Origin of the sequence: Saccharopolyspora sp. CA-218241, assembly GCF_050954615.1 — a bacterium.
Lineage (GTDB): Bacteria > Actinomycetota > Actinomycetes > Mycobacteriales > Pseudonocardiaceae > Saccharopolyspora > Saccharopolyspora cebuensis.
The window spans coordinates 3,546,788-3,571,534 of record NZ_CP191860.1 but is presented as its reverse complement, the minus strand read 5'-3'; the positions used below and the strand labels follow the sequence as shown (position 1 = coordinate 3,571,534).

Annotated in this window: 22 protein-coding genes and 1 pseudogene; 13 read left to right on the top strand and 10 right to left on the bottom strand. The window is 71.9% G+C overall.

The window, feature by feature from the left end; translation table 11 throughout:
- Positions 1 to 3 precede the first annotated feature (3 nt).
- Together ACQP0T_RS17030 and ACQP0T_RS17025 are read right to left on the bottom strand one after the other, a co-directional pair.
- On the bottom strand, positions 4 to 318 hold the full coding sequence (locus tag ACQP0T_RS17030) for a hypothetical protein (RefSeq protein ID WP_433868955.1): 315 nt from the start codon (positions 316 to 318) through the stop codon (positions 4 to 6).
- 102 nt (positions 319 to 420) lie between these two features.
- Complete coding sequence (locus ACQP0T_RS17025) at positions 421 to 2,439, bottom strand: BCCT family transporter (protein ID WP_433868954.1); 2,019 nt, start codon at positions 2,437 to 2,439, stop codon at positions 421 to 423.
- A 389-nt stretch (positions 2,440 to 2,828) separates the two neighbouring features.
- Here ACQP0T_RS17025 and ACQP0T_RS17020 point away from each other — a divergent pair, with 389 nt between their 5' ends.
- The 3 genes from ACQP0T_RS17020 (at position 2,829) to ACQP0T_RS17010 (ending at position 5,635) form a co-directional block, all read left to right on the top strand.
- On the top strand, positions 2,829 to 3,395 hold the full coding sequence (locus ACQP0T_RS17020; RefSeq protein ID WP_433868953.1) for a TetR/AcrR family transcriptional regulator: 567 nt from the start codon (positions 2,829 to 2,831) through the stop codon (positions 3,393 to 3,395).
- 123 nt (positions 3,396 to 3,518) lie between these two features.
- Positions 3,519 to 4,313: an IclR family transcriptional regulator gene (locus ACQP0T_RS17015; RefSeq protein WP_433868952.1), complete on the top strand. Its 795-nt coding sequence runs from the start codon at positions 3,519 to 3,521 to the stop codon at positions 4,311 to 4,313.
- A 533-nt stretch (positions 4,314 to 4,846) separates the two neighbouring features.
- Positions 4,847 to 5,635, top strand: a complete 789-nt coding sequence (locus ACQP0T_RS17010) for a DUF6537 domain-containing protein (protein ID WP_433868951.1) — start codon at positions 4,847 to 4,849, stop codon at positions 5,633 to 5,635.
- 222 nt (positions 5,636 to 5,857) lie between these two features.
- Here the strand turns inward: ACQP0T_RS17010 and ACQP0T_RS17005 are convergent, their stop codons facing one another.
- The 7 genes from ACQP0T_RS17005 to ACQP0T_RS16975 form a co-directional block, all read right to left on the bottom strand.
- Positions 5,858 to 7,942: a putative bifunctional diguanylate cyclase/phosphodiesterase gene (locus tag ACQP0T_RS17005; protein ID WP_433868950.1), complete on the bottom strand. Its 2,085-nt coding sequence runs from the start codon at positions 7,940 to 7,942 to the stop codon at positions 5,858 to 5,860.
- 382 nt (positions 7,943 to 8,324) lie between these two features.
- Positions 8,325 to 9,209 carry a GntR family transcriptional regulator gene (locus ACQP0T_RS17000; RefSeq protein ID WP_433868949.1) on the bottom strand — a complete coding sequence of 295 codons (885 nt, stop codon included), beginning with the start codon at positions 9,207 to 9,209 and terminating at the stop codon, positions 8,325 to 8,327.
- A gap of 73 nt (positions 9,210 to 9,282) precedes the next feature.
- Positions 9,283 to 9,579, bottom strand: coding sequence for an antibiotic biosynthesis monooxygenase family protein (locus tag ACQP0T_RS16995; RefSeq protein ID WP_433868948.1), 297 nt, complete (start codon positions 9,577 to 9,579; stop codon positions 9,283 to 9,285).
- A gap of 12 nt (positions 9,580 to 9,591) precedes the next feature.
- Entirely contained in the window at positions 9,592 to 10,119 is a 528-nt protein-coding gene (locus ACQP0T_RS16990; protein WP_433868947.1) for an SLC13 family permease, read from the bottom strand.
- Positions 10,120 to 10,439: 320 nt separating this feature from the next.
- The gene (locus ACQP0T_RS16985; RefSeq protein ID WP_433868946.1) at positions 10,440 to 10,883 is read right to left on the bottom strand and encodes a cupin domain-containing protein; all 444 of its coding nucleotides are present in this window, start codon (positions 10,881 to 10,883) and stop codon (positions 10,440 to 10,442) included.
- Complete coding sequence (locus tag ACQP0T_RS16980) at positions 10,883 to 12,247, bottom strand: NAD-dependent succinate-semialdehyde dehydrogenase (RefSeq protein WP_433868945.1); 1,365 nt, start codon at positions 12,245 to 12,247, stop codon at positions 10,883 to 10,885. The genes ACQP0T_RS16985 and ACQP0T_RS16980 overlap by 1 nt, the downstream gene beginning before the upstream one ends.
- The gene (locus ACQP0T_RS16975; RefSeq protein ID WP_433868944.1) at positions 12,247 to 13,320 is read right to left on the bottom strand and encodes an isocitrate/isopropylmalate dehydrogenase family protein; all 1,074 of its coding nucleotides are present in this window, start codon (positions 13,318 to 13,320) and stop codon (positions 12,247 to 12,249) included. Before ACQP0T_RS16975 ends, ACQP0T_RS16980 begins: the two co-directional genes overlap by 1 nt.
- 211 nt (positions 13,321 to 13,531) lie before the next feature.
- Between ACQP0T_RS16975 and ACQP0T_RS16970 the strand changes: the two genes are divergently transcribed.
- From ACQP0T_RS16970 to ACQP0T_RS16925, 10 genes are all read left to right on the top strand, one after another.
- Positions 13,532 to 13,663 (top strand): hypothetical protein, encoded by a 132-nt coding sequence (locus ACQP0T_RS16970; protein WP_433868943.1) that lies wholly within the window; start codon positions 13,532 to 13,534, stop codon positions 13,661 to 13,663.
- 158 nt (positions 13,664 to 13,821) lie between these two features.
- Positions 13,822 to 14,916: a DUF4185 domain-containing protein gene (locus ACQP0T_RS16965; RefSeq protein WP_433868942.1), complete on the top strand. Its 1,095-nt coding sequence runs from the start codon at positions 13,822 to 13,824 to the stop codon at positions 14,914 to 14,916.
- Between the two features lie 210 nt (positions 14,917 to 15,126).
- The gene (locus ACQP0T_RS16960; RefSeq protein ID WP_433868941.1) at positions 15,127 to 16,083 is read left to right on the top strand and encodes a LysR family transcriptional regulator; all 957 of its coding nucleotides are present in this window, start codon (positions 15,127 to 15,129) and stop codon (positions 16,081 to 16,083) included.
- Positions 16,084 to 16,360: 277 nt separating this feature from the next.
- A complete protein-coding gene (locus ACQP0T_RS16955) occupies positions 16,361 to 17,758 on the top strand; it encodes an MFS transporter (RefSeq protein ID WP_433868940.1) in 1,398 nt (465 codons plus the stop codon).
- 139 nt (positions 17,759 to 17,897) lie between these two features.
- Positions 17,898 to 18,680, top strand: coding sequence for a flavin-containing monooxygenase (locus tag ACQP0T_RS16950; RefSeq protein ID WP_433868939.1), 783 nt, complete (start codon positions 17,898 to 17,900; stop codon positions 18,678 to 18,680).
- Complete coding sequence (locus tag ACQP0T_RS16945) at positions 18,677 to 19,219, top strand: hypothetical protein (RefSeq protein WP_433868938.1); 543 nt, start codon at positions 18,677 to 18,679, stop codon at positions 19,217 to 19,219. Before ACQP0T_RS16950 ends, ACQP0T_RS16945 begins: the two co-directional genes overlap by 4 nt.
- A complete protein-coding gene (locus ACQP0T_RS16940; protein WP_433868937.1) occupies positions 19,219 to 19,620 on the top strand; it encodes a RidA family protein in 402 nt (133 codons plus the stop codon). Before ACQP0T_RS16945 ends, ACQP0T_RS16940 begins: the two co-directional genes overlap by 1 nt.
- A gap of 16 nt (positions 19,621 to 19,636) precedes the next feature.
- Positions 19,637 to 20,305 (top strand): DUF1028 domain-containing protein, encoded by a 669-nt coding sequence (locus ACQP0T_RS16935; RefSeq protein WP_433868936.1) that lies wholly within the window; start codon positions 19,637 to 19,639, stop codon positions 20,303 to 20,305.
- Between the two features lie 9 nt (positions 20,306 to 20,314).
- The gene (locus ACQP0T_RS16930) at positions 20,315 to 21,466 is read left to right on the top strand and encodes a M20 family metallopeptidase (RefSeq protein ID WP_433868935.1); all 1,152 of its coding nucleotides are present in this window, start codon (positions 20,315 to 20,317) and stop codon (positions 21,464 to 21,466) included.
- Positions 21,463 to 22,890 carry an aspartate ammonia-lyase gene (locus ACQP0T_RS16925; protein WP_433868934.1) on the top strand — a complete coding sequence of 476 codons (1,428 nt, stop codon included), beginning with the start codon at positions 21,463 to 21,465 and terminating at the stop codon, positions 22,888 to 22,890. The genes ACQP0T_RS16930 and ACQP0T_RS16925 overlap by 4 nt, the downstream gene beginning before the upstream one ends.
- Before the next feature lie 112 nt (positions 22,891 to 23,002).
- Here ACQP0T_RS16925 and ACQP0T_RS16920 read toward each other — a convergent pair.
- Positions 23,003 to 24,519, bottom strand: a pseudogene (locus ACQP0T_RS16920) (SulP family inorganic anion transporter).
- Positions 24,520 to 24,747 lie beyond the last annotated feature (228 nt).

The following is a 24,747-nucleotide window of genomic DNA, read 5'->3' as shown; positions in this document are numbered from 1 at the left end:
GCGTCAACCCCAGAGTTCTGCTGTTTTGGCACGGATTTTCGCGCTCGACCTGACAGGGAGGGTGGCGGCGCGGGCAATGCATGTTCGTATAATGAACGGATAGATCGATTTACTGCACTGATCACGACGGCGCGGCGGCGCGGCGTCCCGATGTTCTCCATCGCCGAGCTCGTCGAGCGGATGGCGCACCACGGCAGCGGGGTCCGGCGCACCGGGCAGGCCGAGATCCCGCCGATCTCGGCCTCGTCCAGCGGTGCCGAGCACCTCGGCCGGCGATGGGGCGTCGAGGGCGCCGAGGACCTGCTCGTCCGGTTGCACGGCGAGTGCCTACCGCCGAGCCGCTCGCCGGGGCCGGTAGCACGACGGGGGCGCCGGCACCGCGCGTGCTGACGCCCCCGTTCCTCGGCGACCGGCTCCGGCTCAGCGGCCGTTGCCGGGCGCGTACTTCCGGAGCAGCTCCTCGGTCTCGTGCTCGGCCCCGACGGCGGAGGCGGTGAACTCCGGGGTGTCGAAGACCTCGCCCGCGATGGGGTCCCGGAAGGCGGAGTCGCCGTCGAGTCCGATGGCGCCGGTCTCGGAGTCCACCGTGGTGGCGTGCGCCGGGACGTCGTGGACGGCCAGCACCGTGGTGTCCGCGCCGCGGGCGGCCGGTGCGGACGGGTTTCCGGTCGTGGCCGTCTCGAGTCCGCCGAGCGCCGCGGAGGCGCCCTTGAAGCGACCGCGCGGCGGCGCCTGCCCGCCGTGCTCCTTGAGCAGTTCGCGGAGGCTGCGGTGGAGCTCCTCCTCGTCGTCGGCCTCCTTGCGGGCGGTCGCCACGAGCGCCGACGGGGTGGCCTGGGGCCGGATGCGCACGTAGCGCGGCATGGTGGCCATCTCGAAGCGCAACATCCGCACCAGCGCGATGACGGCCAGTGCGTAGATGATCGACAGCGGCGCGGCACCGGCGATCGAGCTGACCTGGAGCACGGTGAGCGCGGCTTCCCCGCCCGCGAGCAGCAGCAAGGCGCCGACCACGCCGATGATCACCGCCCAGAACACGCGCGTCGCGCGCGGCGTCTCGGTGCGCCCGCCGTGCGAGAGGACGTCCACCACCAGCGAGCAGGAGTCCGATGAGGTGATGAAGAACAACGTGATCACCAGAAGGGCGATCACCGACAGCGCGACCACGATCCCCCCGCCCACGGGGAGGTTCTCGAACAGCAGGAACAACGACGTGTTGGTGTCGATGGTGCCGTCCGCGCCGACCATCGAACCGTTCTGCAACTGGTGGAGGATCCCGGTGCTGCCGAAGATCGTGAACCAGAGGATCGCGATGACCGTGGGCGCCAGCATGACGCCGAGGATGAACTCCCGGATGGTGCGGCCGCGGGAGATGCGGGCGATGAACATGCCCACGAACGGTGCCCAGCTCAGGAACCACCCCTGGTTGAACAGGGTCCAGCTCAGCGTCCAGCCGTCGGTGGCACCGGCGCCGGTGACGAACATCAGCTCCGGGAGCGTCTGGAGGTACTCACCGGTGTTCTGGACCATCGACTGGAACAGGAAAACCGTCGGCCCGACCAGCAGCACGCAGAGGGCCAGCACGGCCGCCAGCGTCATGTTGGCGTTGGAGAGCCAGCGCACGCCCTTGTTCAGGCCGCTGACCACGGACAGGGTGCCCACCGCGGTGACCACCACCACCAGCCCCAGGAGCAGGGCGTTGGACGGGCTGAACCACCCGAGGTGGACCAGGCCGGCCTGCAGCTGCAGCGCCCCCTGCCCGAGCGAGGTGGCGACGCCGAAGATGGTGCCGACGATGGCGAACACGTCGATGGCGTGGCCGACCCAGGACTCGATCAGCTTGCGGCCGAAGACCGGTTCGAGCAGCCACCGGATCGACAGCGGGCGACCGCGGCGGAAGGACATGTAGGCCAGCCCGAGCCCCACGACGACGTAGATGCCCCACGCGTGCAGGCCCCAGTGGAACAGCGCCTGGCCGATGGCGGCGCGGCCGGCTTCCGGCGTGCCGGCTGCGTTGCCCGCGATCTCCGGCGGGGACATCAGGTGGTTCAGCGGTTCGGCCACGCCCCAGAAGACCAGGCCGATGCCCATTCCGGCGGAGAACAGCATGGCGAACCAGGAGAACCGCGAGAACTCCGGCCGCTCGTCGTCCCGCCCGAGCCGGATGTTGCCCACTTTGGACAGTGCCGCCCAGAACGCGAAGACCAGGAAGGTCGTGACGACGAGGACGTACCACCAGCCGACCGTGCCACCGATGCCGTCCCGCAGGTTCGTGAACGCCGTCTCGGCGTCGTCGCCGTAGGCGGCCCCGTACCAAGTGGCGAAGGCCAGGGCGACGAGGATGATCAGCAGCGCCGGCACGAACACCGGCTTGGACAGGCCGCGCCAGACCTCGGCCAGGCGGTTCGGTCTCCGGTCCGCTTCTGCTGGGGAAGCCACACGTGCTCCTTACTCTGCGTGCGATGTGCTGTTCAATCGTGGGGTGCCGTCGGCGCGGCGGGGCCGGTGAGCGGCGAGATGCCGGGGACGCCGTGCGCGAGTGGTGCGCTCGAAGCGGCGTGGGCGGTCGCACCTCCGGCGAGGCACCGCCGGAGGGTCCGCGCGGACGCGCCGTTCGCGGGGCACGGCTTCGCCCGGCCGGGGAGCGGCCGGGCGTGCGCGGTGCGCGCAGCGGCGAAGGGCGCGGTCGCCGAACCGGCGGCCTGGATGGATCACGGGTCGGCGCGGACCGCGGGTCCGAGCCGCCGCAGCACGACACCTCCTATACTGGTCTGTATAACGCTGGACAACGTATTTTTACAGCCCTGTGAAAGTCAAGGTGGTGTGGCGTGGAGCATGAGGTGGCCGACGCGGGGGACCTGACCCCGCGGGCGCGGCGCATCCTGGAAGTCGCCTCCGAGCTGTTCTACGACCGCGGCATCCACGCCGTCGGGGTGGACACGATCGCCGCGGAGTCCGGCGTGACCAAGCGCACGCTCTACAACAACTTCGGCGCCAAGGACGTCCTCGTGGCGACCTACCTGAAGAACCGCCACTCGGGGTGGTGGCGGGGCCTGGAAGAGCGCCTCGCCGCCGCCGAGCCGCCCCGCGCGCTGACCCTCTTCGACGTCTACGCCGAGGACGCCCGCACGAGCAAGCGCGGGTGCGCCTTCCTCAACGCCGCCGCCGAGCTGCCCGCGGACCACCCCGCGTACGCCATCATCCGGTACCACAAGCGGTCCGTCGAGGACCGCCTCGGCGAGCTCATCGCCGAGCACGAACCCCTCGCCGCGGAGCCGGAGCGCCTGGCGCGCCACCTCTTCCTGCTGCTGGAAGGGGCGTTCGCCCACCACGGCATCCACGGCGAGGGCCTGCTGACCGAAGCGCGCGAGATCGCCCGGGGCCTGCTCACCTAGGGCGCGCGGAGGCGGCACCCGGCGCCGTCGCGTCCAGTAAGTGAACGCCCTCCTGGTAAACTGGGCCCTCGGCATTGGTCCAGCGGAGTTCGACGCTGCGGCGTTGCAGGAGGCGGAACGGCGATGGGCGACGGGCCCGAGCATGCGGGCATGGTCAACAAGTCGGTGACCAAAGCCGTCCGCCTGCTCCGCGAACTGGCCGCTCAACCCCGCACCGGGGCCACGGTCACCACGCTGGCCAAGTCGACGGGGCTGAGTCGGCCGACCGCGTTCCGCCTGCTCTACAGCCTCGAACAGGGCGGCCTGGTCGACCGCGTCGACACCAACTACGTCCTCGGCTGGGAACTCGCCCGGCTCGGCCGCCACGCCGACCCGTACGCGGGTCTGGTGGCCCACGCCCAGCCGCTGCTGCAGGAACTGGCGGACCAGTTCAACGAGTCGGTGACCCTGTCCGTCCCGAACGCGCAGGACGGCCTCGACCTCGTCGCGGAGGCGGCGGGCTCGCACGTGGTCGGCGTCCTGTCCCGCAACATGGTCGGCCAGCGCTACCCCATGCACGCCAGCTCCACCGGCAAGGTGCTGCTCGCCGAGCAGCCGCTCGACAAGCTGCGCGCGGTGCTGCCCGAGAAGCTCGACGCCTTCACCCCGCACACCATCACCGACCGGGCGATGCTGCTCAAGGAACTCGACCAGGTGCGGGAACAGGGCTTCGCCATCATCGACAACGAGCTGGAGCACGAAGTCCTCTCGCTGTCCCGCCCGATCCGGGACACCGCGGGAACCCTCGTCGCGGTCCTGACCCTCAACGGCCCGCGGAGCCGGTTCGGCCGCGACCGGATTCCCGAGGCCCTGCAACAGATGCAACGCACCATCGACCGCCTGGCGGAACTGTTCTGGCGCGATTCGCTCGGCGCCTGAGGCGCGCCGCCCGCCGCGTCCCGGGCGCCCGCGGGGAACCCGGGCCGCTGCCCGAGCCGGTCCGCCGGGTGCGCGCCGACGACTTCGCCATGCGGATCATCGGGGGTCGGTGGCACCGGTGTGGTCATCGTCGCGCAGGTGCTGGCCACCGCGGCCGCCCTCGACGGCCGGCACGTCCGGATCCTGGACCGGAGCGGGTGGTGCAGAAGGGCGGCGCGGTCGTCTCCGACGTCAAGATCAGCACCGCGCCGCGGGCCCGCGCCGCCGCGGCTCGCTGCGGGTGAATGCGACCTCTACCTGGGTTGCGACTCCCCGGTGGCCACCGACCCCGTCCACCTGCGCACGACCGCCCCGGGCCGGGCCATCGCCGTGCTGTCCACCGCGGAGGTCCCCACCGGGCACATGGTCGTCCCCAGAGGAGCGCTTCCCCGAGGCCGACGGCGTGCGGGCCGCCTTCGACGGCCGCGTCGCCCCCGCGCCTCCCCGCCGACGAGCGCTCGGCGGCGCTGTTCGGCGATGGCCAGTTCGCCAACATGCTCCTGGTCGGCGCGGCGTACCCAGCCGGGGCCCTGCCGCTACCGGCCGAGGCGATCGAGACCGCGATCCGGCTCAACGGGGCGCAGGTGGACACCAACCTCCTCGCGTTCGGCCACGGCAGGCGCTTGGTCGCGCGACCCGAGGACGAGCCGGCACCGGCGCCTCTCGGAATCGACGAGCTGATCGCCCACCGGACGGCGGACCTGACCGAGTACCAGGACGCCCGCTACGCGGCGGCCTACGCGCGCTTCGTCACCGACGTCCGCGCGCGGGAGCACGCGGTGCGGCCGGGCAGCACCGAACTGACCGGGTCCGTGGCCCGCGCCCTGCACAAGCTCATGGCCTACAAGGACGAGTACGAGGTCGCACGCCTGTGCCTCGATCCCGCTTTCGACCGGAGCGTGCGCGACCAGTGGGGCGCGGGCGCGAAGGTCCACTACCGGCTGCACCCGCCGGTGCTGCGCGCGCCCGGGATGGACCGCAAGATCGCCCTCGGCCCCTGGTTCCGCCCGGCCTTCCGCGCCCTGCGGCGGCTCCGCGGCACCGCGTGGGACCCGTTCGGCCGCGCCCACGTCCGCGAGGTCGAACGCGAGCTCATCACCGAGTACCGCGGCGCCGTCGAGGCGGCGTCGCACGCGCTCACCGAGCGTTCCCTGCCCACCGCGGCCGAGCTCGCCGAACTGCCCGACCTGGTCCGCGGCTACGAGCGGATCAAGCTCGACAACGTCGAGCGGTACCGGGTCCGGCTCCGCGCGCTGCTCGACCAGCTCGGACCGCCGCGTTGACCTCCCGCGCCCACGCCATGCCCGTTGGATCCGGTGCCCGGCGGCGAGGAACGACCACCACCGTCGGTGGCTCCGCTGCCGTCCGGTCCGCCGCGGGGCGCGGCCGAGGGTGAGCCCGCTCCACCATCCGGCCGGACGAGGCTGTCACCGCGGTGCCGGGCCTGGTGCCGCGGAGGCTCGGCGCGGGGACGAGCGCGCGGGCCTCCGCGCGCGTCGGGCCGTTCAGCCCAGCGGTCGGTCCGCCGACGCGCTGGGAGGCGTCGGCAGGGGGGAGTTGGCCAGCAGGGTGGTGAATTCGGCCTCGGGGAGCGCGGGGGTGAAGAGCCAGCCTTGGTAGGCGTCGACGCCGAGGCCGTCGAGCAGGTGGAACTGATCGGCGGTTTCCACCCCTTCTGCGATGCAGCGGCGTCCCAGCGCCTTGGCCATGCCGATCATCGATTCGGTGACGGCCCGGTCGGCCGGGTCGTCGGTGATGCCGGCGACGAACTGGCGGTCGATCTTGATCAGTTCGGCGGGGAGCTGCTTGAACCGGGCCAGGGACGAGTAGCCCGTGCCGAAGTCGTCGATGGCGAAGCGTGCTCCCCGCCGGGCGAGGCTCAGCATGCCGTGCTGGGTCTGGAGGTGCGGGACGGCCAGTTCTTCCTCGACCAGTTCGAGGATGACGCGGTGCCAGTCGAATCCGGCCTCGGCCACCGCCTCGGCGATGAGGTCGGCGAAGGCCGGGTCGCCGGGTACCAGGCCGCTGAGGTTGATCGCGATGTCGACGGGCCGGCCGTTCGGGGCGGACCACCGCGCTGCGGCGCCGAGCGCGGTGCGCAGCACCCACTGGTCGAGTTCCCGCAGCAAGCCGGCTTGGTCGGCCACCGTCAGGAAGGCGCCCGGGGTGAGCAGGCCGCGTTCCGGGTGGGGCCAGCGGACCAGGGCCTCCGCGGCGAGGATCGCGCCGTCGGCCGCGAGGATCGGCTGGTAGTGCACGCTCAGCTCGTCGCGGTGCAGTGCCTGACGTAGCTGTCCTTCGAGGTCGACCTGGTGGTCCACGGAATCCATCAGGGTGGTCGTCGCCTGGCGGACCTGGCCGGGACCGCGTTGCCGGGCCTGGCCCATCGCCGCGGTGGCGAACCGCAGCAGGTCACCGCCGCCCCTCCGGGGGTCGTCGTGGACCGCGACCCCGATCGAGGCCGAGACGTTGAGGAACTGATCCCGGACCGGCACCGGTGTCCGAACCAGTCCGGACACTCGGCCGGTCAGCGCGTCGAGCCCGCCGGCCACGGCCAGGTCCGAGCACAGGACCACGAACTCGTCCTCGCCGGATACGCGGGCGATCGTGCTCTCCTCGCCCAGTCCTTCGGCCAACCGCCGGGCGAGTTCCGCCAGCAGATCGTCCCCGACCTCGTGTCCCAACGAGGTGATGACCCGCTTGAAGTTGTCGATGCGCACGGCCAGCACCGCCACGGTCGCGGCCCGAGCCCCTTCGAGCAGCTGCTGCAGCAGTTCGCGAGCCGCGGTGCGGTTGGGCAACCCGGTCACGACGTCGTGCCTGGCGCGGTACTGCAGCGGCGGGCCGGTCTCGCGCTGGTCGGTGATGTCCTGGGCCGTCCCGGCCAGCACCACGTTCCCGTCGGCATCCCGGGTCGGCGTGCCGTGCACCCGGAAGATCCGCACGGCACCGTCGGGACGCACATAGCGGTGCTCGACTTCGACCGGGTGATGATGGGCGACCAGCGGGGACCACGCCTCCCGCACCCACGCCCGGTCATCGGGGTCCACCGCCGCCAGGAAATCCTCGAACGAGGTGTGCGACCGGCCGGTGAGCTCGGACAGCGTGTCCGACAATTCGAGGACGTCGGCCGCCGGATCCCACTGCCACGTGCCGATGCGGGCGGCGTGCTGGGCATCCCGCAGCGATGGATCGCCGAGCATCGTGGTGCGGTCCACCTCGAGCAACCGGGCGCGCTGCGCCGGGGACATCCGGCTCAGCGCGACCGTCAGGTCCGACACGTCCAGCAGCACGGTGACCCGCAGTCGTTCATCGTCGCCGTGCTGCCAGCTGACCGTGCGCACCGCGCTCACACCCGGACCGCGGCCGCGCAGCCGCCACACCGCGCCGTCGCGCACCAGGAGCTGGCTCATCCGCTGGCCCACCAGTCCCTCGGGCGTGACCTCGCCGGCGAGCTCGGCGGCCTGCTCGCTCGCCCGCACGACCGTCCCGTCCGGGGCGCTGACCAGCACGGCGGCATCGGGTGGAAGCCACAGCTCACCGGCGATCCCGGTCCAGCCCAGCCGCTCATCCGACCCAGCGTCCCGCACAGTCGACCCTTTCCCGCAGCTCAACGCACACGGTCTCCGACTAGAGGGAGACACTCGATGGTGGGCCGGGGTGCTCGGCGCTGCAACCGCTGCCGACTGCGCCCGAGGGGCGACCAACCAGCTCTGGAAGGCTCCGACGTGGGCGCGGGCGACCGGTCGATCGTGGCCGCCGCCCCTGGTAGGTCCGTGGAGCCCCCAGCGCTCCGGCCCGACGGCTCTCGATGGGGCGGGATGATCCCGCTCAGCCCGGCCGCAGCCGCGTCCGGGTGCTTTCGCACGGGCCGGGCCCGGGTCGCTTCGCCGCAGCGCATTCGGCACCGGGTGCGCCGGCCCGGCGTTGGACGAGCTCGGTGCTGACTCCTCTCCGGTGCGTCGCGGGGTGTCATTCCCGGTCGTCGTCGGCGGTGGCCTTTTCGGCGCTGACGGTGGTGAGGTGGCGGTGCATGGCGGCGGATGCTTCCCGGCGGCGGTGGGCGAGCAGGAGGTCGGCGATCTCGACGTGCTCGCGGCACCGGACGATCGCGCGGTCGCGGGCCAGCGAGCGGCGGTATTCGATGAGCCGTCGCAGGCGGTCGATGCGCTGGAGGGTGTCGATGAAGAACGTGTTGCGGCTGCACCGCATGATGGCTTCGTGGAAGCCGCTGTTGAGGTCGAACAGCTCGGCGTTGCCGATGTTCCAGATGTCGCCGTCGACGAGGCGCCGCTGCTGGACGCGCACCTCCTCGATGGCGGTGCGGTCGAGGGCGAAGGTCGGTTCGAGGATGGCGGCGGGTTCGATGGCCAGGCGGAGCCGGTAGCTGTCCTGGTAGGAGCGCAGTTCGGTGAGCATCGGCTGGAACTCCCAGCCGTAGCCGGGCAGCCGTTCGATCCAGCCTTCGCCGCTGATGCGGCGCAGGATCCGGGCGAGCTGGGCGGGGGTGAGGCCGTAGTCGCGGGCCAGGCCGTTCTCGGTGACCCGATCGGGGAGGTTGCCGTCGAGGCGATCGGCGGCGATGCGCAGGTACAGCTGCTCGGTGTCGTCGGCCTCGGTCCGCGCCGCGGGGAGCTCCTCGGGTGGTCGCAGGACGGTGTAACCGCCGCGTTCGGCGAGTCCGACGACACCGTCGTCGGCCAGCAGTCGCAGCGCGCTGCGGATCGGTGACCGGGACACGCGCAGGTGGTCGGCGAGCTTGCGTTCGACCAGCTTGGTGCCCTGGGGCACCTGCCGCTCGCGGAGGTGGTTCACGATGCGTGCGGCGGTCTGGCGCGCCAGCGGGGTCGGTGCCACGGTGCGCGTCCCTCCTTCCCGGTCGCCGCGACGTGCGGTCGCGGTCCTGGACCAGGTTAGGACGCGCCCGTCGTCACAGCGGCAGGACGTCGATGACGTGCTCGACGGCCGGTGGTTCGGCGAAGTGCGGCCCGACCAGCTCCCGCCAGCGGACGTACCCGTCCGAGGAGCGGAAGGTCGCGGTGTGGTGCTCGACGGTCTCCCACTCGACCAGGAGCCGGTACAGCAAGGGGTCTTCCACGCTGCGGACGAGCCGGACGCTGTGGCATCCCGCCGCGGCGCGGAACACGGGGACGGCCTCGGCGACCGCCGCCTCGAACGCCTCCTCGTCGCCGCTGCTGATCCGGATGTGCGCGATCTCGGTGATCACGGAGTTCTCCTCTCAGGTCAAGGTGATGGCGCCGGTGAGCACGGTGCAGCCCACCATGCCGAGCGAGACGACCGCGACGCGCAGCAGCGCGAAGCGCTGGAGCTCGCCGATGTCCTTGCCGATCAAGCCGAGCAGGACCCACAGGGGCGCCGATGCCGGTCCGATGGAGTGCAGCATCTGCCCGACCACGCCGGCCCGGGCGATCTCGTAGGCGGCGATGCCGTGGTGGCTCGCCGACTCGGCGAGCACCGGCAGGATGCCGAAGAAGTAGGCGTCGTTGGACATGAAGAAGCTCAGCGGCAGCCCGATCAGCGCGGTGAACAGCGGGATCAGGTTCCCGAGCGAGTCGGGCACCACGGCGAGCAGGGTGCGGGCCATCGCATCGACCATGCCGGTCCCGGACAGGATCGCGGTGAAGATGCCGGCCCCGAGCACCAGGATGACCACGGGCACGGCGTTGGAGGCGTGCTTGCGGATGACCTCGCCCTGCTCGGTAAGCTTTGGGTGGTTGGCCAGCAGCGCGATCGCGAACCCGGCCATGAACAGGTGACCAGCTCGGCCACGCCCAGGACCAGCAGGACCAGCAGGAGCACGGCTGTCGGCGCGACGGTTTCGATCCCCGCCATGGCGATGTCGCCGAAGTCCGCGCCACGGCCCGCGATGACCGCGAAGAGCACGGGCGCGGTGATGATGGCGACGAACGCGGTGGCGTACCTGCGCATGACCAGCACCATGAAGGTGCCGAGTGTCAAGAAGCCTAAGGTGGCGAGCATCGTTGCTGCTCCTAGCGGGCTCGGGTTTCCGGGCAGGGGGTGTCGCCGGGGCGGCCGTGGTGGCCGCCCCGGTGAGGTGGCGGTGGGTCAGCCGGCGGTGGTGCCGTGCTCGGCGTCGACGCGCGTGGTCACGCCGGTGCCGACCAGGGTGCGGGTGGCGTCGATGGAGGCGTAGGTCCAGAGGATGCGCATCGGCGCGGTGTCGGAGGCGTTGCGGAAGCGGTGGGGGACCCCGGCCGCGACGTAGGTGGTGTCGAAGCGGGTGAGCCGGTGTTCGGTGCCGTCGATCTCGACGATCGCGTCACCATCGAGGATGACGACGCTCTCCGGGCAGTTGTGGGTGTGCAGCGGGATTCCCGCGCCACCGTCGAAGAGGGTCTGGCCGTTGAGGAACACCTGCGCACCGCGCGCTCGGGTGACCAGCGGGATGGTGCTCGCGCCGCCGCCCCGGGAGAAGGCGTCGAGTTCGGCCGGGCGCAGCACCACGGGCGGGAAGTCCGCGCAGCAGGGGCCGTCGGGCTGTGCGTTCATCAGGCACCGATCCAGAGCGTTTTGACGTTGACGAATTCGCGGATGCCCTCCGCGCCGAGCTCGCGGCCGTAGCCGGACTTCTTGATGCCCCCGAAGGGCAGTCGCGGATCGGAGGCGACGAGTCCGTTGATGAACACCGCGCCGGCGTCGATCCGGCGCGCGAAGTCCCGGGCCCGCTCCAGGTCGCGGGTCCACAGCGCCGCGCCGAGGCCGAATTCGGTCTGGTTGGCCAGGGTCAGCGCCTCTTCGGCGTCGGCGACGCGGGTGATCGCGGCAACCGGACCGAAGGTCTCCTCGGTGAACGCGGCCATGCCGGGCGTGACGTGGTCGAGCACGGTGGGCGGGTAGAAGAAGCCGGGGCCGTCCAGCGGCTGTCCGCCGGTGCGGACGTGCGCGCCCGCGTCGACCGTGCGCCGGACCTGGTCGTGCAGCGCGTCGCGCAGGTCGGCCCGGGCCATCGGGCCGATCCTGGTGGCGGGATCGGTGGGATCACCGACCCGCAGTGCCTCCGCGGCTCCGGTGAAGGCGGCGACGAACTCGTCGGCCACGGCGTGTTCGACGAGGAATCGCTTGGCGTTGACGCAGCTCTGCCCGACGTTGGTGAACCGCGCTGTCACCGCGGTTTCGGCAGCGGCGGTGATGTCGGCGTCGGCCAGCACGATGAACGGGTCGGACCCGCCGAGTTCGAGGACCTGCTTCTTGAGCTGCGCGGCGGCTTGGGCCGCCACGATCGAGCCGACCTCGGTGGAGCCGGTGAGCGTGACCGCCGCGATGCGGTCGTCGGCGATGAGGTCGGCGACCGCGGGGACCGGCAGCAGCAGGCTGCGGCACAGGCCCTCCGGCGCACCGGCTTCGCGGACCACTTCCTCCACGGCCAGCGCGCATCGCGGCACGTTGTTGGCGTGCTTGAGGATCGCGCCGTTGCCCGCGGCCAGCGCCGGCGCGGCGAAGCGGAAGAACTGCCAGAACGGGTAGTTCCACGGCATGATCGCCAGCACCACGCCGAGCGGATCGTGGACGACCGCCGATTCGGCGGCGCCGGACTCGAGCGGCCGGTCGGCGAGGTAGTCGGCGGCGTGCTCGGCGTAGTGCTCGCAGGTCAGCGCGCACTTGTCGATCTCGGCCTCGGCTTCGGTGATGGGCTTGCCCATCTCCGCGGTGATCAACCGGGCGTACTCGTCGCGGCCCGCGCGCAGGACGGCGGCGATCGAGCGCAGCAGCCCGGCCCGTTCGGCGATCGGGAGCCCCCGCCACCGCCGCTGCGCGGACGCGGCGGCGTCGAGCGCGGCGTCGACGTCGGTGTCGGTGTGCGGCTCGAACCGTGCGAGTTCGGTCTCGGTGGCGGGGTTGGTGGACAGGATCATCACTCGCCGCCCTCCTCGTCCAGTGCTGCCACGACGGCGTCGGTGAACGCGGCGGTGCCCAGGGAGCCGCCGATGTCGCGGGTGCGGGTGGCGGGGTCGGACAGGGCCGCCCCGACGGCGGACTCGATCAGGGCAGCGGCTCCGGTCAGCGCCGGGGCGTTGTGCCGGGTGCCGAGCCAGTCGAGCAGCATGGCCGTCGAGAGGATGAGCGAAGTGGGGTTGGCGATCCCCTGACCGGCGATGTCGGGGGCGGATCCGTGCTGGGCCTGGCCGACGCAGATGTCGTGGCCGGCGTTGATGGAGCCGCCGAGGCCCAGGCTGCCGGACAGTTCGGAGGCCTCGTCGGAGAGGATGTCGCCGAACATGTTCGTCGTCACCATGACGTCGAAGGTGTGCGGTCGGCGCACCAGCAAGGCGGCCGCGGCGTCGACGATCAGTTCTTCCAGCTCGACGTCGGGGAAGTCGGCGGCGACCTTGCGGACCTCGCGCAGGAACAGGCCGTCGGAGAGCTTGACCACGTTGGCCTTGTGCACGGCGGTGACCTTCTTGCGCCGTGTGCGGGCGAGTTCGAACGCCGCGCGTGCGATGCGCTCGCAGGCCTTCGCCGAGATCTTGCGCACCGACAGCGCCAGGTCGGCGTCGGGCATGAACTCGCCGGTACCGGCGACCATGTTGCGGTCGGAGTAGAAGCCCTCGGTGTTCTCGCGAACGATCACCAGGTCCATCGGGTGCCGCAGGATCGTCAGGTCGGGGTGCGAGCGGCACGGCCGCACGTTGGCGAACAGCTCGAAGGTGGTGCGCAGCTCGGCCGAAGGGTTGATCCCCCCGTCAGCTCGCGGCGGGTAGTCGTAGTGCTGCACCGGACCGAGCACGACGCCGTCGACCTGCGGGATCCGCTCCATCACCCGCCGCGGCAGCGTGGTGCCTTCTTCGGCGAGCGCTTTCAGGCCGATGTCGTGGGTTTCGAGTTCCAGTCCGAGGCCGAGCAGGCGGTCGGTGGCGGTGAGGACCCGGAGGGTGGCGTCGGTGATCTCGGGACCGATGCCGTCCCCGGGCAGGACGAGCAGTTGCACGGTGACACGTTCCTCTCGTGGTCGGCCGAGTTGGCCGTGACAGGACCCTAGAACCAGCTTTGGTTTTTTTCAATGGCGAAGTACCAAATGGCGGGCTCTTCGGCGAAACGGGACCGCTCGCGCCCGGCCAGGACGAGGTCAGTCGCCGGGGCGCCGGTCGACGGGGACGTTGCGGGTCAGGGCGCCGGTGAGGGCGAGTGGCCGAGGCCGGGTGAGCCGGGAACTGCTCGGCAGCATCGCCGACGACTGCACCGGCGGCACGGATGTCCTGGCCGCGCCCGGCCTTCGCGCGGTGGTCCACTTCGGACTCCCCGAGGTCGGGTGGAGCGCGGTGCGGTGGTGATCGCGCCGACACCGCCGCTCCCGGGTTCGGTGCCGGCTGCCACCGGACGAGCGCAGGACCTACAGTCGGTGGTGGGCGTCGGCCGTCGCGGGCGGAGCTTCGCCGGCGGGACACTGGAGCCAGCGCGTGAGTACCAATGTGTGAGTAGGAGTGCGGCGGTGCGGAAGGTGAAGGACCTGACCGGTCCTGGGCACACGGACCAGTTCGGGATCGGTGGCACGGACCTCGGGGTCATGGCGACGGCTCCGGACGGGCGGCTGGTCGCGGTGTTCGGCGACACCTTCGAGCGGGCGGGCGTCGGGGGTCCCGGGTGGCGGTCCCCGGTGGTGCTGTTCGCGGACCCCGCGACCCGCCGGGCGGGCATCGAGTGGACCGGCTCGATCGGGCCCCGCCGCCGGTACGCGGATCAGGCGTTGCCGTACCACCACGACTCGATGATCAACGGGTTGCGGGTCAGCACCGTGCTCCCGACCGATGTCATCACCATCGGTGACGAGATGTTCCTGCACGTGATGGTGTGCGCGGGGATCGGTCACGTGCACTGGTCCGAGATCCACCGCTCCACCGACAACGGCGAGACCTGGCACCACACCGGCGCCACCTGGCCCGGCGACCACCTCGGCGGCCTGTTCCAGATGCTGACCTGGGAACTGGGCGAGGACGGCTACGTGTACGCCTTCTCCACCGGGTTCCAGCGGGACCGGGGTCTGCTGCTCCAGCGGGTGCCCGCCGACCGGATCGCGGACCCGCGCGCGTGGGAGGGGTGGGGCTTCCGGGAGGGCGCGTGGGCCTGGGGCAACCCGCCGACGCTCGTCCTCACCGGCGCGTACGGCGAGCTGTGCCTGCGCCGGGTGGGCGGGCGGTGGCTGCTGGCGCTGTTCGACGCGGGCAACTACCGGATCGACGTGCTGAACCTGGACGGGCCCACGGCGAACCTCTACGAGGCGGGGCGCGGCACCGCCCTGCACGGCGCCTCCTGGTACCGCGAGGACCACGCGGGCGGGCACGTCGCCCAGCTCTACGGTCCCTACATCGTGCCCGGCTCGACGCTGGACGATCTGCACCTGGTCGTCAGCCAGTGGAACACCGAGAAGGACTGGCCCTACCGCTCCATGCAGTTCGCGGGCACCGCCCCAGGACCCGGCGACCGCCCCGCGCCACCCGCCGAACAACCCGGCCTGGACCTCCGGACGGCCGCCGGGGACCTCGCCAAACGAGGCATCGGATGGGGCCTCAAACGGCTGCTGAAATGAAGGAGTGGTCGCGCAGGCCCGCGCGGTGGCGGGCTGGCAGCCGGACGCGCACCGTTGCATCTAGCATGCCGGTGTCCATGGGGTACGACAACTGCTGTGCTGATGCCGTTCGGTGCGCGGGCTTCCGGGCGGGTCGGCCCGATTCACGGAGGTCGCGATGTTCGCCGAGCACGGGCCCGGCACCCTGGCGCCCACCCGCGGAGCGGCGTCGTGAGCAGGCAGCCGGACGTGACGCTCGCGCAGCTGAGGTACTTCGTCGAAGCGGCGTCGGTGCTGAGCATGACCAAGGCGGCCGAGGAGCTGCGGGTGGCCCAGTCGGCGGTGTCGGCGGCGGTCGCCCAGCTCGAACGGCAGGTGGGCACGCCGCTGTTCATCCGCCAGCACGCCCGCGGGCTCGTGCTGACGGCGGCGGGCGAGGAGATGCTGCGCGACGTGCGCGGACTGCTCGCGCACGTCGGTGAGGTCCTGGACGCGGCGCGCGGCCGCGGTGATGACGTCCGCGGCCGGATCAAGCTGGCGTGCATGGTCACCCTCGTCCCGTTCGTGCTGCCCGACCTCCTCGCGGAGTTGAGCGGGAGCTGCCCCGGGCTCGAAGTCGAGGTGCTGGAGCTCGAGGCGGCCGCGGTCAGCACCGCGCTGCGCAGCGGCACGGTCGAGGTCGCCGTGACCTACGACCTCGGTCTCGGGCAGGGGGTGGCGCGGGAGGTCATCGCCGAGGTCCCGCCGTACGTGGTCCTGCCCCCGCGGCACCCGCTCGCGGACCGCTCGGAGGTGCGGCTGAGCGACTTGGCGGAGGAGCCGATGGTGCTGCTGGACCTCCCGCACAGCCGCGAGTACTTCCGCGAGCTGCTGGCTGCGGCCGGCGCGCCGCCGCGGATCGCCTACCGGTCGAGCAGCGTCGAGGCGGTGCGCGGGATGGTCGCCCGGGGGCTCGGCTTCTCCCTGCTGAACCAGCGGCCGGTGCTGGACGGGACCTACGGTGGAGGATTCGTCGAGGCCCGCCCGATCGCCGACGACGTCCCGTCGCTGTCCGTCGTGGTGGCGTGGATGGAGTCGGTGCGGCGCACCGCGCGGGCGCGCGCCGTCACCGACAGCGCCCGGGAGGTCGTCCAACGGCTCCGCTCGGCGACCGGGGAGCCGGCGCCGGGAGGTCGCGCCCGGTCGTGACGCTCCGGGGTCGCACCCGGACATCCGGCGAGTCGACCGAGGGGCACCGCCGCCGAGCGCGCACGGTGGCGGTGCCGGCAACGCGCTCACGTGGTCCTTCTCGCGGTAGAGCATCGGCCCATCCGATGCAACGGACAACTTATCTCTGTTTGCCCGATGTGAGCTGGGCCGCTTAGCGTCGCCCCACGAACGGCCGCCGACGTCCGGAAGCGCCGTTCTCGGCAGGACGCCGGAGCGCGGGCCTGTCGTCTTCTCGCGATGCCCGCTGGAGGTCCCCGTGTCCGATCCCACCGCACGTTCCGCCGCGGACACCGCGCGCGATGCGGCCGTCCAAGCCGATCCCGCCTCGCTGCGCCGGAGCGTGGCCGCCGGCGCGATCGGCGTCTTCGTCCACTGGTTCGACTGGGCCGTCTACGCCTACCTCGCCACGACGATCGCGACGGTGTTCTTCCCGGCCGAGGACGAGGTCGCCGGCGTGCTGTCGGTGTTCGCCGTGTTCGCGGTCTCGTTCGGCATCCGCCCGCTCGGCGCGCTGGTGTTCGGGCCGCTCGGCGACCGCATCGGTCGGCGGCGCACGCTGTCGATCGTCATCATCGTGATGTCGATCGCGACGCTGGTGATCGGGTTGCTGCCCGGGTACCGGACGATCGGGATCGCCGCGCCGATCCTGCTGGTCGCGGTCCGGTTGGTGCAGGGCTTCGCCGCCGGCGGCGAGTTCGGCAGCGCCGCCAGCTTCCTGGCCGAGCACTCGCCCCGGTCCCGCCGCGGCTTCGGCGTGAGCTGGCTCGAGGTCGGGTCGCTGCTCGGCTTCCTCGCGGGCTCGCTCGCGTTCTACCTGCTCTCGGTCTCGCTGACGCCCGAGCAGATCACCGCCTGGGGGTGGCGGATCCCGTTCCTGATCGCGGCACCGATGGGCGTCATCGGCTACGTCATCCGGACCAAGATCGAGGACACGCCGGAGTACCGGGCGCTGGAGGCGACCGACTCGGTGTCGCGCAGCCCGGTCGCGGAGCTCTTCCGCGTCAACCTGCGGCAGTTGCTGCAGGCTGCCGGGCTCATGACGATGATGCACGTGCTGTTCTACGCGGTGCTCACCTACCTGGTGAACTACCAGACCGAGCACCTGGGGCACTCCGCCGAGAGCGCCGCGCTGCTGTCGACGTTCGCCTCGCTGCTCGGGCTGGTGCTGGTGCCCGCGTTCGGCCGGCTGTCCGACCGGGTCGGCCGCAAGCCCGTCATGGTCGGTGCCGCCATCGTCCTGCTGGTCGCGGCCACACCCGCCTACCTGCTGATGCAGACGGGGATGGCCGGCACCGTCGTCGCGGCGCTCGGGTTGGCGGTGATCCTCTCGGCGATCCTCGGAACCCACGCCGTGTGGGCCGCCGAGACCTTCCCGACGCGGACCCGCCAGGGCGGGCTGTCGATCGCCTACAACATCACCGCAGCGCTCTTCGCGGGCACGGTGCCGTTCTTCATGACGGTCCTCATCTCGGCCACCGGCAGCCTCCTGGTTCCCGGCCCGTACCTGATGGTCGCCGCCGTGATCGGGCTGGTCGCCGCCCTGAGCATGCGCGAGACGGCCGGGCGTGGCCTGCTCCAGGACCAGGACCTGCCCGCCCGCTCCGGGGAGGACGCGTCCGCGCGCCCGGCTTCCGCCGGCGGCGCCCGCTCCTGAACGTCAGCACGGACGTGCGGCACGGTTGCATCGGTTCATCTGATGCGCGCATTCGGAAACATGTCTTGGACTGTTGCAGTGGAATCGCCGAAACTCGGCTCATCGGGAGAACGTCGTGACTCCTGGAACGGAGGTTGAGATGTCGCACCACGAGACCGAGGTTCTCGTCGTCGGCGCGGGGCAGGCCGGGGTGGCCATGAGCGAACACCTCGGCGCGCGCGGGATCGGGCATCTGGTGCTGGAACGCGATCGCATCGCCGAACGCTGGCGCACCGGGCGCTGGGACTCCCTCGTCGCGAACGGCCCGGCGTGGCACGATCGCTTCCCGGGTCTGCTGTTCGCCGATGTCGATCCGGATGGTTTCGCGTCGAAGGACCAGGTGGCGGACTACTTCGTCGAGTACGCCGACAAGATCGGCGCACCGATCCGCTGCGGCGTGGACGTCCAGCGCGTGCGGAAGAACGTCGGACGCCCCGGCTTCCACGTGCGGACCTCGGAGGGGACGATTGAGGCGCGCCACGTCGTGGCGGCGACCGGACCGTTCCAGAAGCCGGTCATCCCCCCGGTGGTCCCCGAGGACGCGGACGTGGTCCAGCTCCACTCCAGCTCCTACCGCAACCCGGAGCAGCTCCCCGAGGGCGCCGTGCTCGTCGTCGGGGCGGGCTCGTCGGGCGTCCAGATCGCGGACGAGCTGCGGCGGTCCGGCCGGAAGGTCCACCTGTCGGTCGGTCCGCACGACCGGCCCCCGCGGCGGTACCGGGGCGCGACTTCTGCTGGTGGCTCGGCGTGCTCAACAAGTGGGAAGCGGCGGCGCCGCCGCGGGGCGCCGAGCACGTCACGATCGCGGTCAGCGGCGCGCACGGTGGCCGGACCGTCGACTTCCGGGCGCTGGCGGCGGAGGGCATCACCCTCGTCGGCATGACCCGCGCGTACGAGGACGGCCGGTTGCGCTTCGCGCCGGACCTGCGCGAGAACATCGCGGGCGGCGACGCCAACTACCTGGCGATGCTCGACGAGGCCGACGACTACGTCGCGCGCAACGGGCTCGACCTGCCCGAGGAGCCGGAGGCCCGCGCTTTCGGGCCGGACCCGGACTGCGTGGTCGACCCGCTCGTCGAACTGGACCTCGCCGGTGCCGGGATCACCTCGATCGTCTGGGCGACCGGCTACGCCTCCGACTACAGCTGGTTGCAGGTCGACGCCTTCGACGACCACGGGAAACCCCGGCACGCCCGGGGTGTGTCCGCCGAGCCCGGGATCTACTTCCTCGGCCTGCCCTGGCAGTCGCGACGCGGATCGAGCTTCATCTGGGGGGTGTGGCACGACGCCGCGTACGTCGCCGAGCACATCGCGATCCAGCGCGGCTACCTCGCCTACCACGACGGCGGTGGAGCGCTCGACCCGCGCCGCTCCGTCGCCGACCAGCACGCCGAATCCATCACCACCACCGGAGCAGCCTGATGCCGACCCACACCCGCATCCGCCCGTTCAACACCCGCGACACCTATCCCGAGCAGAACCTCGACAACGACCTGTGCCAAGCCGTGGTCGCGGGCAACACCGTCTACGTCCGGGGCCAGATCGGCCAGGACCTCGACACCAGCGAGTCGGTCGGGATCGGTGACGTCGGGGCCCAGGCCGAGCAGGCGATGGCGAACATCGACCTGCTGCTGCGCGAGGCGGGCAGCCGGATGGAGCACTTGGTCAAGCTGACCATCTACCTGGTCGACCCGCGTTACCGCGAGGCGGTCTACCGGACCGTCGGGCGCTGGACCCGGGTGTGCACCCGATCTCCACCGGGGTCGTGGTGTCCGCGCTGGCGCGCCCGGAGTGGTTGTGCGAGATCGACGCCATCGCCGTGATCCCGGAGGGTGACCAGTGACCTTCTCCATCGCAGCCCGCCAGGACGGGCGGTTCGGCATGGCCGTGAGCTCCTCGAGCCCGGCGGTGGCGGCCCGGTGCGTGCACCTGAGGCCGGGGGTGGGCGCGGCCGCGTCGCAGAACGTGACCGATCCCCGGCTGGGCGGACGCCTCCTCGACCGGCTGGCGTCCCACGGCGATGCCGACCGGGCCTTGGCGGAGGTGGGCGAGGGCGCCACCGATCTGGACTACCGGCAGCTGACCGCGGTCGGGGCGACCGGCCCGGCCGCCTGGTTCAGCGGGCAACGCACCCTCGGTACCCACGGTGGCGCGGTCGGTCCGCACTCGGTGGCCGCGGGGAACATGCTCGTCACCAGCGACCTGCCGTCGATCATGGTCGAGGTGTTCGAGTCGGCGGCGGGCGAGCTGGAGGAGCGGTTGCTCGCCGCGCTGCGCGCCGCGCTCGACGCGGGCGGTGAGGAGGGGCCGGTCCATTCGGCCGGCGTGGCCGTCGTCGCCCCCGACGTCGAGTGGCGGGTGACCGACCTGCGGGTCGACTGGTCCGAGGCACCGATCGACCAGTTGACCGAAGCGGTGCGGGTGTGGCTGCCGCAGCGCGACGACTACGTCCGCCGCGGGCTGCGGCCCGCGACCGCGCCGTCGTACGGCGTTCCAGGCGACCTGTAGGAGGTATCCATGTCGAGCACGGTGTCCCGCGAGAAGGCCGCGGTCCGCACCGCGGTGGATCGGGCGGCCGAGGAGCTGGTCGGGCTGTCGGCGGCGCTGCACGCCCGGCCGGAGACGGCCTGGGAGGAGCACCACGCCGCCGCGGCGGTCCCGGAGCTGCTCGAGCGTCGCGGGTTCACCGTGACCTCGGCCTATCTGGGGTTGGAGACGGCGTTTCTGGCCCGGTACGGCTCGGGGCCGCTGCGGGTCGCGTTGTGCGCCGAGTACGACGCGCTGCCGGGGCTCGGGCACGCCTGCGGGCACAACCTGATCGCCGCGTCGTCGGTGGGTGCCGCGCTGGGGTTGGCCGAGGTGGCCGACGATCTCGGGTTGACCGTCGAGGTGTACGGCACCCCGGCGGAGGAGGGCGGCGGCGGCAAGATCGAGATGCTGGACCGGGGGGCGTTCCGCGATGTCGATCTCGCGATGATGGTCCATCCGGCGCCGGTCGACGTCGCCGAGGCGCGGCCGTTCGCGGTCAGCCATTCCCGGATTTCCTACCGGGGCCGGTCGGCGCACGCGGCGGCCTATCCCGAGGACGGGGTGAATGCGGCGGACGCGTTCACCGTCGCGCAGGTCGCCATCGGGTTGCTGCGCCAGCAGCTGCCGTCGGGTTCGCGGGTCCACGGGGTCGTCACCGCCGCAGGGTCGGCGCCCAACGCGATCCCGGAGGATTCGTCGGGGCGGTGGTACGTGCGTGCGGAGAGCTTGGCCGAGCTGGCCGAGATCGAGCCGAGGGTGCTGCGGTGCTTCGAGGCGGGGGCCCTGGCCACCGGGTGCGTGCTGGAGGTGGAGGCGGAGAGCAAGCCCTACGCCGAGTTCCGCACCGATGCCCGCACGCTGGAGCACTACCGGGCCAACGCCGTGGAGCTGGGTCGCGAGTTCGCCTCGGGGGAGCTGGCGGGCCGGATGAACCGGGCTTCGACCGACATGGGCAACGTGTCGCAGGTCGTGCCGGCCATCCACCCCTACATCGGGATCGGGTCGCTGCCCGCGACCAACCACCAGCGCGCCTTCGCCGCGCACTGCGTCGGTGCGGAGGCCGAACGGGCTCTGCTCGACGGAGCGATCGCGCTGGCCTGGACCGGGGTGGACCGGGCCCGGGACGGGGCGAGGTCGTGACCCCCGCGGCGGGCGGCACCGCCCGCGGGCGGACCGAGCAGGACATGCTCGGCACCGTCACCGTGCCCGAGCAGGCCTACTACGGCGCGCACACCGCCCGCGCGCTGACCAACTTCCCGATCAGCGGTGAGACCCTGGCGGCCCGGCCGCACCTGATCGACGCGCTGGCCGCGGTCAAGCAGGCCGCGGCGTCGGCGAACGTGGCGGTGGCGGCGCTGCCGGAGCACATCGGCTCGGCGATCGTCGCGGCCTGCGAGGAGATCCGCGGCGGGGGCCTGCACGACCAGTTCGTCGTCGACCTGGTCCAGGGCGGGGCGGGCACCTCGACGAACATGAACGCCAACGAGGTGATCGCCAATCGCGCCCTGGAGCTCCTGGGCCGGCCGCGCGGCGACTACGTCGCGGTGCACCCGCTCGACCACGTCAACCTCGGGCAGAGCACCAACGACGTCTACCCGACGGCGGTCAAACTCGCCCTCGACGCCCACCTCCGGGAGTTGCTGGACGCGCTGGCCCGGCTCCGGGAGGCGTTCGAAGGCAAGGCCGCCGAGTTCGCCGACGTCCTCAAGGTGGGGCGGACGCAGCTGCAGGACGCGGTGCCGATGACGCTCGGCCAGGAGTTCGGTGCGTTCGGGGTGACGCTCGGCGAGGACGAGGACCGGCTGTCCGAGGCGCGGCTGCTGCTGCACGAGCTCAACCTCGGCGGAACGGCCATCGGCACCGGCCTCAACGCCCGCCCCGGGTACCGGGAAGCCGCGGTCGCGCGGCTGCGCGACATCACCGGGATCAGCACGCTCGTCTCGGCCCCCGACCTCGTCGAGGCCACGCAGGACGTCGGGGTGTTCGTCCAGCTCTCCGGCGTCCTCAAGCGCACGGCGGTCAAGGTCTCGAAGATCTGCAACGACCTCCGGCTGCTGTCGTCCGGTCCGCAGGGCGGGTTCGCCGAGATCGAGCTGCCCGCCCGCCAGGCGGGTTCGTCGATCATGCCCGGGAAGGTGAACCCGGTCATCCCGGAGGCGATCAACCAGATCGCCTTCGACATCATCGGCAACGACGTGACGGTGACCCTCGCGGCGGAGGGCGGCCAGTTGCAGCTCAACGCGTTCGAGCCGATCATCGCGCGCGCTCTCGGCGCCGGGCTCGGGAATCTCACCGCCGGGCTGCGGGTGCTCGCCGAGCACTGCGTGGTGGGCATCCGCGCCCGCCGGGACCACCTCGCCGCGGTCGTCGCGGGTTCGACCGGCCTGGTGACCGCGCTGAGCCCGGCGCTCGGCTACGAGACGGCGTGCTCGATCGCGGTGGAGGCGCACCGGGACGGCCGTCCCGCGCTCGATCTGGTGCGGGAGCGGACCACCCTCACCGAGGAGCAGCTCGCCGCGCTGCTCGCCCCGGACGTCCTCACCGGTCGCCGCACCGCCACCTGACCCCGGGCGTTCCCACCCGCCGCCGGACGGGTCCGACCGGCGGCGGCCACCCCTCTCGGGCGGCGCAGCGCGCGGGTCCACCGCTGTTCCGGTGGACCCGCGCCGCGTGCCGTCAGTGGCTGCCGACGAGTTCGCCGGTGAGCTTGCCGTGCATGGCGGCGCTGTGCTCGTTGAGCCCGACGATCTCGACGGACTTGCCCTTGGCCTCGTACTTGGTGGTGATGGCGTCGAGGGTGGCGACGGTGGAGGCGTCCCAGATGTGGGCGTCGGTGAGGTCGATGACGACCTTGTCCGGGTCCGCGGAGTAGTCGAACCGGTACACCAGGTCGTTGCTGGAGGCGAAGAACAGCTCGCCGGTGACGTGGTAGACGACCTGGCCGCCGTCGGGGTCGGTGATCGCCGTGACGTCGGCGAGGTGGGCGACGCGGCGGGCGAAGATCACCATCGCGGTGAGGGTGCCGACGACCACGCCGATGGCGAGGTTGTCGGTGGCCACGACGATGGCCACGGTCACGATCATCACGAGGATCTCACCGGTGGGCAGCCGTTTGAGGGTGGTGGGGGCGATGCTGTGCCAGTCGAAGGTGCCGAAGGCGACGAGCACCATCACCGCCACGAGCGCGGCCATCGGGATCTGCGAGACCAGCGGCCCGAACGCGATGCACAGGACCATGAGGAAAACCCCGGCCAGGAACGTGGACAGGCGGGTGCGCGCCCCGGAGGTCTTCACGTTGATCATGGTCTGGCCGATCATCGCGCAGCCGCCCATGCCGCCGAAGAAGCCGGTGACGATGTTGGCGATGCCCTGGCCGATGGATTCGCGGGTCTTGTTCGAGCGGGTGTCGGTGATGTCGTCGACCAGCTTGGCCGTCATCAGCGATTCCATCAGCCCGACCAGGGCGAAGGCCAGCGCGTAGGGGGCGATCAGCGCCAGGGTGTCCAGGCTGAACGGGACGTCGGGCACCCCGGGCACGGGCACCGAGGAGGGCAGATTGCCCTTGTCGCCGACGGTGGGCACGGCGATGCCGGCCGCGATGGTCAGCGAGGTCAGCGCCACGATCGACACCAGGGGTGCCGGGATCACCTTGGTGAGCTTCGGGAACAGCACCATGATCACGAGCCCGGCGGCGAACAGCGGGTAGACCTGCCACGGCACGTCGATCAGCTCGGGGACCTGGGCCATGAAGATCATGATGGCCAGGGCGTTGACGAAGCCGACCATGACGCTGCGCGGGACGAACCGCATCAGCCGGGCCACCCCGAGCGAACCGAGGAGGACCTGGAAGACGCCGCCCAGGATCACCGCCGCGACGAGGTGGCCCAACCCGTGCTCCCGGGCCAAGGGGCGACGACCAGCGCTATGGCGCCGGTCGCGGCGGAGATCATGGCGCTGCGCCCGCCGACCACGGAGATGACGACCGCCATCGTGAACGAGGCGAACAGGCCGACGCTGGGGTCGACACCGGCGATGATCGAGAACGAGATGGCCTCGGGGATCAACGCCAGGGCGACGACGAGCCCGCCGAGGATCTCGGTGCGGGCGACCTTGGGGCTGAGCCAGGACGGCCTACCCGGCCGCAGGCGTGCGAGGGGCGGGGGCGAAGGATTCGACACGGAACAACCTGACATGCTCGGGCGCCGCATCGCGGCGCGAAAGGACCACCGCGGCGGCGCGGCGGAACGCGGTGGGAATTGCGGCGCTGAAGTCGTCTGCGGAGGAGCCGTCGGCTGTGACGGCGCGGCGGGCGGTCAGATCACCGCGGCCTGCTCGGCGGACATGGACGCTCCTCGGCTCGTGATCGGAGTCGGGGACGTCGGTGACCCCCGGGCTCGGTCGCGGTATCGGTGGCCGCGATG